The organism is Nocardiopsis sp. TNDT3 (genome assembly GCF_003427465.1).
GTDB lineage: Bacteria > Actinomycetota > Actinomycetes > Streptosporangiales > Streptosporangiaceae > Nocardiopsis > Nocardiopsis dassonvillei.
The window spans coordinates 1-10320 of the sequence record NZ_QPFC01001445.1; the positions used below are offsets into that span (position 1 = coordinate 1).

The 10320-nt window shown below is 69.0% G+C and carries 5 protein-coding genes; all 5 read right to left on the reverse strand.

Going from position 1 to position 10320, the window contains the following annotated elements:
* On the reverse strand, positions 1 to 1127 hold a 1127-nt coding region (locus DQW06_RS28695), incomplete at its 3' end, for a hypothetical protein (RefSeq protein ID WP_157983654.1).
* A 129-nt stretch (positions 1128 to 1256) separates the two neighbouring features.
* Complete coding sequence (locus DQW06_RS28700; RefSeq protein ID WP_071621241.1) at positions 1257 to 5135, reverse strand: DNA-directed RNA polymerase subunit beta'; 3879 nt, start codon at positions 5133 to 5135, stop codon at positions 1257 to 1259.
* A 34-nt stretch (positions 5136 to 5169) separates the two neighbouring features.
* A complete protein-coding gene (rpoB, locus tag DQW06_RS28705; RefSeq protein WP_013156104.1) occupies positions 5170 to 8637 on the reverse strand; it encodes a DNA-directed RNA polymerase subunit beta in 3468 nt (1155 codons plus the stop codon).
* An 866-nt stretch (positions 8638 to 9503) separates the two neighbouring features.
* On the reverse strand, positions 9504 to 9893 hold the full coding sequence (gene rplL, locus DQW06_RS28710) for a 50S ribosomal protein L7/L12 (RefSeq protein ID WP_013156103.1): 390 nt from the start codon (positions 9891 to 9893) through the stop codon (positions 9504 to 9506).
* 96 nt (positions 9894 to 9989) lie between these two features.
* The coding region (gene rplJ, locus DQW06_RS28715) for a 50S ribosomal protein L10 (protein ID WP_198662585.1) at positions 9990 to 10320 on the reverse strand (331 nt) is incomplete at its 5' end.

The following is a 10320-nucleotide window of genomic DNA, read 5'->3' on the forward strand; positions in this document are numbered from 1 at the left end:
GACGCGGGACCCAGACCGTCGTCGAGCGGGTCGCGCGTACCGCCCGCGGGGGCGTCGTCCCAGGGCTGGGCGCCCCGGTCGGCGTTCCAGGTGCCGCGGTCACCGGCGGAGCCGGGGTCCCAGGGCCGGGTGCCCTCCGCCGGGCCGCCGCTGCCGGAGGCCTCCGGCCAGGGAGCGGGGTCCCGGTCGCCGCCGCCGGGAGCGTCGACGTCCCGGGAGGAGGGCGAACGGGTCCCGTCCTCCCACGACCGGGCGCCGGGGGCCGGGGCGTCCCACGAGGCCGTGCCGAGGCCGTCGTCGAGCGGATCGCGCCGATCGGCGACCGGAGCGTCCTCCCAGGGCTGGCCACCGGACGCACCGGAGGCGGAAGCGTCGTCCCACGGCTGTCCGGACGCACCGGAGGCCGGGGTGTCCCAGGACCGGGGCCCGTCGGCCGGACCGCCCTGCGCCGAACCCGCGGTCGCGGGAGGGTCGGGCCACAGCGCCGACGCACCGCGGTCATCGCCGCGGGCGGGCGCGTCGGCGTCCCGGGCCGCGGAGCCGCGCGCGCCGCCGACGGTGTCGGACGGCGCCTCCCAGGAGGGCGCGTTCCGGTCGTCGTCCAGCGGTGCGCCGGAACCCCACGGCTGTTCGGCGGCCGTGGAGGAGCCGGGTGCGGAGGAGTGCTCGTCCCGGGGCTGTCCGGTGTCCGGGGCGTCCCGGTCGTCCAGCGCGGGGATCTCCTGGGTCCGGGGACCGTCGGACCAGGCCTCGGGCCGGTCGGTGCCCCGCTCCGACGGGAGCGGGACCTGGGCGCTGGCCGCGACGCTCGGCAGGGAGGGCTCCTCGGCCTCCCCCGGAATCCTGGTCAGCGGCTGGTAGGCCGCGGACCCGGCGCCCGGGTAGGAGATCCCGTGGGAGACGGGGGGCGGCGGTCCGCCCAGCGCCTCCGGATAGGGCTCCACCATGGCCGGACGGGACGAACTCAGCCCCGCGTACCCCCCGCTGTCCGGGAAGACCGTGTCAGCGGTCCCCTCGGATTCGAGCGGGTCCTGGTAGTCCGACTGTGTGCGGTAGCGGTTCTCGCTCGGCTTGAACCACGAGTCCTCCGCGTCGGAGTCCCGCCGTTCGCCCCCGTTGTCAGTCACCTGTGCCTCTCCCGCCAGCGCAGTAGCGCCGTCTTCCGTCCGCGTCAGCGGACCCTGTGCGCGGAACGGCGGCGGTACCACCCCCCGCGAGGGGTGGCATACCGCCGCCGTCAGTCAAGCAAACCGCTTCTACCGGTTGTACGGTCCGAAGTCGTACTCCTCCAGCGGAACGGCCTCGCCCGAACCCTGTCCGAAGGTGTACTCGCTCGGCTCCTCGTACCCGGAGACCGAGTACATCGAGGCCTTGGCCTCCTCGGTCGGCTCCACCCGGATGTTGCGGTACTGCGGAATGCCGGTACCGGCCGGGATGAGCTTACCGATGATGACGTTCTCCTTGAGGCCGAGGAGCGGGTCGCTCTTGCCGTGGATCGCGTTCTCGGTGAGCACCCGGGTGGTCTCCTGGAAGGAGGCCGCGGACAGCCAGGACTCCGTGGCCAGCGAGGCCTTGGTGATACCCAGCAGCACCGGACGCCCGGCCGCGGGCTGACCGCCCTCGGACACGACGCGGCGGTTGATCCGCTCGAACTTCGGCCGCTCGACCATCTCACCGGGCAGCAGCTCGGTGTCGCCCGACTCCAGGATGTTCACCCGCTTGAGCATCTGGCGGACGATGATCTCGATGTGCTTGTCGTGGATGGACACACCCTGCGACTTGTACACCTCCTGGACCTCGGACACCAGGTGCTGCTGCACCGCGCGCGGGCCCTGGATGCGCAGGACCTCGTGCGGGTTGATCGCACCCTGGATCAGCTGCTGGCCGACCTTGACGTGGTCGCCGTCGGTGACGAGCAGCTGGGCGCGCATCGGGACCGGGTAGGCGATCTCGTCCGTGCCGTCGTCGGGGATGACGACGATCTTGCGGCTCTTCTCGGTGTCGTCGATCCGGATCCGGCCCTCCATCTCGGAGATCGGGGCCACACCCTTGGGGATGCGGGCCTCGAAGAGCTCCTGGACACGGGGCAGACCGTGGGTGATGTCCTGACCGGCCGAACCACCCATGTGGAAGGTACGCATGGTCAGCTGGGTGCCGGGCTCACCGATGGACTGGGCCGCGATGATACCGATCGCCTCACCGACGTCCACCGGCTTGCCGGTCGCCATGGAGCGGCCGTAGCAGGTGGTGCAGACGCCGATCTTGGCCTCGCAGACCAGCGACGAGCGCACGCGGACGCGGGTGATCCCGGCCTCGATGAGCTTGTCGATGTTCTGCTCGGAGGTGTCGCTCAGGGCGGGGAGGACGATGTTGCCCTCCGCGTCCACCGCGTCCTCGGCGATGGTCCGGCCGAAACCGGTGTTCTCGACGTTGTGCTTGCGCACGACGACGCCGGCGGCGTTCTTCTCGCCGATCTCGTGCCAGAGCGAGCGCTCCGTGCCGCAGTCGATCTCGCGGACGATGACGTCCTGCGCCACGTCCACCAGACGACGGGTCAGGTAACCCGAGTCGGCGGTACGCAGGGCGGTGTCGGCCAGGCCCTTGCGCTGGCCGTGCGTGGAGATGAAGTACTCCAGCACGGACAGGCCCTCGCGGTAGGAGGACTTGATCGGACGCGGGATCGTCTCACCCTTGGTGTTGGAGACCAGGCCGCGGATACCGGCGATCTGGCGCACCTGCATCGGGTTGCCTCGGGCACCGGACTGGACCATCATCCACACCGGGTTGTCGGCGGGGAAGTTGCTCTCCATGTCCTGGGCGACCTCGGTGGTGGCCTGCGTCCACACCTCGGTGAGCTCCTGACGGCGCTCGTCGTCGGTGATGAGACCGCGGTCGTACTCGCGCTGGATCTTGTCCGCCTTGCGCTCGTACCCCTCCAGGATCTCGGTCTTGCGCGGCGGCGCGACGACGTCCTCGATGCCGATGGTCAGACCGGACCGGGTGGCCCAGTGGTAACCGGCGTCCTTGAGGGCGTCCAGCGTCGTGGCGACCTGGACCTTGGGGTAGTTCTCGGCGAGGTCGTTGACCAGCGTCGAGACCTGCTTCTTGCCCACCTGGAAGTTGACGTACGGGTAGTCGACCGGGGTGGTCTCGTTGAACAGGTACCGGCCCAGGGTGGTCTCCAGGGTGTACGGCTCCCCCGGCGTCCAGCCCTCCGGCGGCGTCCAGTCCTTCGGCGCCGGGGCGCCGTCGGCGATCCGGAGCTTGATCCTCGCCTGGAGGTCGAGGTCCCCCAGGTCGTAGGCCATGATGCCCTCGGCCGGGGAGAGGAACGAGCGTCCCTCGCCCTTGGCTCCGAGCTTCTCCGTCGTCAGGTAGAACAGGCCGATGATCATGTCCTGGGTGGGCATGGTCACGGGCTTGCCGTCGGACGGCTTGAGGATGTTGTTGGTGGCCAGCATCAGCAGCCGCGCCTCGGCCTGGGCCTCGGCGGACAGCGGCAGGTGCACGGCCATCTGGTCGCCGTCGAAGTCGGCGTTGAACGCCGTGCACACGAGCGGGTGGATCTGGATGGCCTTGCCCTCGACCAGCTGCGGCTCGAAGGCCTGGATGCCCAGGCGGTGCAGCGTCGGGGCGCGGTTGAGCAGGACCGGGTGCTCGGTGATGACCTCTTCGAGGACGTCCCACACGACCGGGCGGGACCGCTCGACCATGCGCTTGGCGCTCTTGATGTTCTGCGCGTGGTTCAGGTCCACCAGGCGCTTCATCACGAAGGGCTTGAACAGCTCCAGCGCCATCTGCTTGGGCAGGCCGCACTGGTGCAGCTTGAGCTGCGGGCCGACGACGATGACCGAACGGCCGGAGTAGTCGACGCGCTTGCCCAGCAGGTTCTGGCGGAAGCGGCCCTGCTTGCCCTTGAGCATGTCGGACAGCGACTTGAGCGGACGGTTGCCCGGACCGGTGACCGGGCGGCCCCGGCGGCCGTTGTCGAACAGCGCGTCGACGGCCTCCTGGAGCATCCGCTTCTCGTTGTTGACGATGATCTCGGGCGCGCCGAGGTCGAGCAGCCGCTTGAGGCGGTTGTTGCGGTTGATGACACGGCGGTACAGGTCGTTGAGGTCGGAGGTCGCGAAGCGGCCACCGTCCAGCTGCACCATCGGACGCAGGTCCGGCGGGATGACCGGGATGCAGTCCAGCACCATGCCCATGGGGCTGTTGGTGGTGTTGAGGAACGCCGAGACGACCTTGAGCCGCTTCAGGGCGCGGGCCTTCTTCTGGCCCTTGCCGGTGCGGATGATCTCCCGGAGCCTCTCGGCCTCCACGTCCAGCTCGAAGTTGGCCAGACGGTCCTGGATGGCCTGGGCGCCCATGCCGCCGCGGAAGTACTTACCGAAGCGGTCCCGCATCTCGCGGTAGAGCATCTCGTCGCCCTCGAGGTCCTGGACCTTGAGGTTCTTGAACCGGTTCCAGACCTCGTCGAGGCGGTCGATCTCACGCTGGGCGCGGTCGCGCAGCTGGCGCATCTCGCGCTCGGCGCCCTCACGCACCTTGCGGCGGGCGTCGCCCTTGGCCCCCTGCTCCTCCAGCTCGGCGAGGTCGGCCTCCAGCTTGCGGTGGCGGTCCTCGACGGTGGAGTCGCGGCGCTGCTCCAGGTGCTGCTTCTCGACCGAGATCCGCGCCTCCAGGGACTGGAGGTCGCGCTCACGGGCCTCGGTGTCCACCCACGTGACCATGTAGGCGGCGAAGTAGATGATCTTCTCGAGATCCTTCGGCGCCAGGTCCAGCAGGTAGCCCAGGCGGGAGGGCACGCCCTTGAAGTACCAGATGTGCGTGACGGGAGCGGCCAGCTCGATGTGGCCCATCCGCTCACGGCGCACCTTGGCACGGGTCACCTCGACGCCGCAGCGCTCACAGATGATGCCCTTGAAGCGGACGCGCTTGTACTTGCCGCAGTAGCACTCCCAGTCGCGGGTCGGACCGAAGATCTTCTCGCAGAAGAGTCCGTCCTTCTCGGGCTTGAGGGTGCGGTAGTTGATGGTCTCGGGCTTCTTGACCTCGCCGTGCGACCACTGGCGGATGTCGTCGGCCGTGGCCAGGCCGATGCGCAGCTCGTCGAAGAAGTTGACGTCGAGCACTTAATTCGTCCCCTGCTCTCGAAGAATGCGGAAGTTAGACCTCTTCGACACTGCTCGGCTCCCGCCGACCCAGGTCGATTCCCAGTTCTTCCGCCGCGCGGAAGACGTCCTCGTCGCTGTCCCGCATCTCGATGGACATACCGTCACTGGACAGCACCTCCACGTTCAGACAGAGCGACTGCATCTCCTTGATGAGCACCTTGAAGGACTCAGGGATGCCCGGCTCGGGGATGTTCTCGCCCTTGACGATGGCCTCGTAGACCTTGACCCGTCCCACCACGTCGTCGGACTTGATGGTGAGCAGCTCCTGGAGGGCGTAGGCGGCGCCGTAGGCCTCCAGCGCCCACACCTCCATCTCACCGAAGCGCTGACCGCCGAACTGCGCCTTACCGCCCAGCGGCTGCTGGGTGATCATGGAGTACGGGCCGGTGGAGCGCGCGTGGATCTTGTCGTCCACGAGGTGGTGGAGCTTGAGGATGTACTTGTAGCCGACGGAGATCGGCTCGGCGAAGGGCTCGCCGGTGCGGCCGTCGAACAGACGCGCCTTGCCGTCCTCGTTGATCAGGCGGTTGCCGTCCGCGTTGGGGCGCACCGACTTGATCAGGCCGCTGAGCTCGTCGCCGCGCAGGCCGTCGAAGACCGGCGTGGCCACGCGGGAGTCCGGCGGCACGTCGGTGGCGCCGATGGCCTCCAGCGACTTCTGCCACTCCTCCTCGACCCCCTCGACCAGCCAGCCGTTCTTGGCCAACCAGCCCAGGTGGACCTCCAGGACCTGGCCGACGTTCATACGGCCGGGCACGCCCAGCGGGTTGAGGATGATGTCGACCGGCGTCCCGTCCTCCAGGAAGGGCATGTCCTCCTGGGGCAGGATCTTGGAGATGACGCCCTTGTTGCCGTGGCGGCCCGCGAGCTTGTCACCGTCGGTGATCTTGCGCTTCTGGGCCACGTAGACGCGGACCATCTCGTTGACGCCGGGGGCGAGCTCGTCGCCGTCCTCGCGGCTGAACACGCGGACGCCGATGACCTTGCCGGTCTCGCCGTGCGGCACCTTGAGCGAGGTGTCGCGGACCTCGCGCGCCTTCTCTCCGAAGATCGCGCGCAGCAGGCGCTCCTCCGGGGTCAGCTCGGTCTCGCCCTTGGGCGTGACCTTGCCGACGAGGATGTCGCCGTCCACGACCTCGGCGCCGATGCGGATGATGCCCCGGTCGTCGAGGTCGGCCAGGACCTCCTCGCTGACGTTGGGGATCTCGCGGGTGATCTCCTCCGGGCCCAGCTTGGTGTCGCGGGCGTCGACCTCGTGCTCCTCGATGTGGATCGAGGACAGGACGTCGTCCTGCACCAGGCGCTGGGAGAGGATGATCGCGTCCTCGTAGTTGTGGCCCTCCCAGGACATGTACGCCACGAGCAGGTTCTTGCCCAGCGACATCTCACCCTGGTCGGTGGAGGGGCCGTCCGCGAGGACCTGGCGCTCCTCGACCCGCTGGCCCTCGGCCACGATCGGCCGCTGGTTGAAGCAGGTGCCCTGGTTGGAGCGCTGGAACTTGCCCATGCGGTACGTCTTGCGCGTGCCGTCGTCGGCCATGACGGTGACGTAGTCGGCGGTGACGTCCTCGACGACACCGGCCTTCTGCGCCAGGACGACCTCACCGGCGTCGGTGGCGGCGCGGTACTCCATGCCGGTGCCGACGAACGGCGACTCGGCCATGAGCAGCGGCACGGCCTGGCGCTGCATGTTCGAGCCCATGAGGGCGCGGTTGGCGTCGTCGTGCTCCAGGAACGGGATCATGGCGGTGGCGACCGACACCATCTGGCGCGGCGACACGTCCATGTAGTCGACCTCGTCCGTGCTGACCTGCTCGAACTCACCGCCCTTGCGGCGCACGAGCACACCGGCCTCGGCGAAGGAGCCGTCGGGGTTCATCGGCGTGTTGGCCTGCGCGATGACGTGGAGGTCCTCCTCGTCCGCGGTCAGGTAGTCGACCTGGTCGGAGACCTTGCCGTCGATGATGCGGCGGTACGGGGTCTCCACGAAGCCGAAGGAGTTGACCCGGCCGTAGGCGGCGAGCGAGCCGATCAGACCGATGTTCGGTCCCTCGGGCGTCTCGATCGGGCACATGCGGCCGTAGTGCGAGGGGTGCACGTCGCGGACCTCGAAGCCCGCGCGCTCGCGGGACAGGCCGCCCGGGCCCAGCGCGGAGAGGCGGCGCTTGTGCGTCAGGCCCTCCAGCGGGTTGGTCTGGCCCATGAACTGCGACAGCTGCGAGGTGCCGAAGAACTCCTTGATGGAGGCCACGACCGGACGGATGTTGATCAGGGTCTGCGGCGTGATCGCCTCGACGTCCTGGGTGGTCATCCGCTCGCGGACGACGCGCTCCATGCGGGCCAGGCCCAGGCGGACCTGGTTCTGGATGAGCTCGCCGACGGTGCGCAGGCGGCGGTTGCCGAAGTGGTCGATGTCGTCGGTCTCGATCGGCCGGGGACCGTTGACGGTCTCCTTCTCGGTCTCACCCGCGTGCAGGCGGACGAGGTAGTCGATCGTGGCGACGATGTCCTCTTCGGTGAGGGTGCCCTGCCGGTAGTCGGTGTCCAGGCCGAGCTTCTTGTTGATCTTGTAACGGCCGACCTTGGCCAGGTCGTAGCGCTTGGGGTTGAAGTACAGGTTCTCCAGCAGCGCCTGGGCCGACTCCTTCGTGGGCGGCTCGCCGGGGCGCAGCTTGCGGTAGATGTCCAGCAGCGCGTCGTCGGTGCCCGCGGTGGGGTCCTTCTCCAGCGTGTTGCGGATGGACTCGTACTGGCCGAAGCGCTCCAGGATCTGGTCGGTGGTCCAGCCCAGCGCCTTGAGCAGGACGGTGACGCCCTGCTTGCGCTTGCGGTCGATGCGGACGCCGACGAAGTCGCGCTTGTCGACCTCGAACTCCAGCCAGGCGCCGCGGGACGGGATGACCTTGCAGCCGTAGAGGTCCTTGTCCGAGGTCTTGTCGACGGACTTGTCGAAGTACACGCCCGGGGAGCGCACCAGCTGGGACACGACGACGCGCTCGGTGCCGTTGATGATGAAGGTGCCGGTCTCGGTCATGAGCGGGAAGTCGCCCATGAACACCGTCTGGCTCTTGATCTCACCGGTGTCGTTGTTGATGAACTCCGCCGTGACGAACATCGGGGCGGAGTAGGTCATGTCCCTGTCCTTGCACTCATCCTCTGAGTACTTGGGCGGCTCGAACCGGTGGTCGCGGAACGACAGGGACATCGTGCCCGAGAAGTCCTCGATCGGGCTGATCTCCTCGAAGATCTCTTCGAGACCGGACTGCTCCGGAACGTCCTTGCGGCCAGCGTTTCGGGCCGTCTCAACCCGGGTCTTCCACCTGTCGTTGCCCAGCAGCCAGTCGAACGACTCGGTCTGAAGGGCGAGGAGGTTCGGGACCTCCAGTGGTTCCTGGATACGGGCGAAGGAAACGCGGTGCGGACCAAGGGCGTTAGCGGAGGCGTTGCGCGAGGCTGCCAACAGGGGTCCTTCCGAAGGCTTGTGGCGGTTGAAGCGCGCACGCCAGACGATCCGTCACGAGAGGGACCGCCGCAACGCGGTTGAGACGGTCACATCGAGCGGGAGCGGGCCACCGGAATGTCCGGAAAAATGGAGTGGCGGCAGCCTTCACCGGCACAGGGATCACCAAAGGGCAGCGCAAAAGAGCAGTGTAGCCGAACACCACACCGCTGTCCACTCACGGTCCACAGCGCCACTCACGACACCGGCAGGATCACCCCTGGAGGGCGATCCGTCAAGCCCGCTCCCGGCGGAGGAGCCCGGATTCCGGCTGCCCGGAACGGTCGGGCGACCTCGTCGGTGGACTGGTGCGCCTGCCCTGGCCCGGGGGTCGGGAGCCAACGACATCCGAAGGATTCCCCCGCCTCAGGCGGGTAAACACGTCCTCCGGGCCTCAGCGGGTTTCCCGGGACGGGAGATTAGCGCGTCCGGGGGACAGTTCGCACACGCACCCCCGGTTCCGGGACCTGCCGGATCCCCCTCAGCTTCGCACAGGGGACGGGACGAGCGGTGACGGACACGGCGGTGCGCGGGGAAAGGACTCCGGGCCCGCCCCAGGTCAACGCGCCGTCGGAGGCGCCGCGGCCCGGGCCCGGGCCGCGGGGGCGGAGGACACGGCGGGCACCGGCCCGGGGCGCGGGGAAAGGAAGGCCGCGGGGGCGCCGCGGTCTCGGGCCGGAGCGCGGAGGAGCGCGGGCCGGAGGGGCGCGGGAGGACCGCCCGGAGGCGGTGAGGGGTTCCAGGACGCACGAAGGCGGCCGCCCCTCCCCGGAAGGAGGGACGGCCGCCGGAAGCAGGCCAGCAGGCGCTCAGCGGCCCGCGTGGGACTACTTGAGGGTGACGGAGGCGCCAGCGCCCTCGAGAGCGGCCTTGGCCTTCTCGGCCGTCTCCTTGTTGACGCCCTCCAGCAGCGGCTTGGGAGCGTTGTCGACCAGGTCCTTGGCCTCCTTGAGGCCCAGGCTCGTGAGGCCGCGGACCTCCTTGATGACCTGGATCTTCTTGTCGCCAGCGCCCTCGAGGATGACGTCGAACTCGTCCTTCTCCTCGGCCTCGGCGGCGGCGCCGCCACCCTGGCCGGGAGCGGCGACGGCCACGGCGGCCGGAGCGGCGGCGGTGACGTCGAACTTGTCCTCGAAGAGCTTCACGAAGTCGGCCAGCTCGAGAAGGGTCATCTCCTCGAACGCGGCAAGCAGGTCCTCGTTGCTGAGCTTCGCCATGGTGCGATCTCTCTTTCTCTGCGGACACGCGGTCCTGTCGGGCCCGCGTGCGAGTCAGTGTCCGAGCGCCCTCGGCGCCCGGCGGGTTTCAAAAGGTCAGGCGGCTTCCTGGGAGCGCTTGTCCGCCAGGGCCTGCGCGAGACGCACAGTCTTGGAGGGCAGCGCCTGGAAGACGGCGGCGGCCTGGCCCTGCTTGGCCTTGAGCGCACCCGCCAGCTTCGCGAGGATGACCTCGCGGGACTCCAGATCGGCCAGCTTGGTGATGTCGTCGGCGCTCATCGACTTGCCGTCGATGACACCGCCCTTGATCACCAGGGGCGAGTTCGCCTTCGCGAAGTCACGCAGACCCTTGGCGGCCTCGACCACGTCACCGTGGACGAAGGCGATGGCGGACGGGCCCTCGAGCAGGTCCTTGACCTGCTCGTCG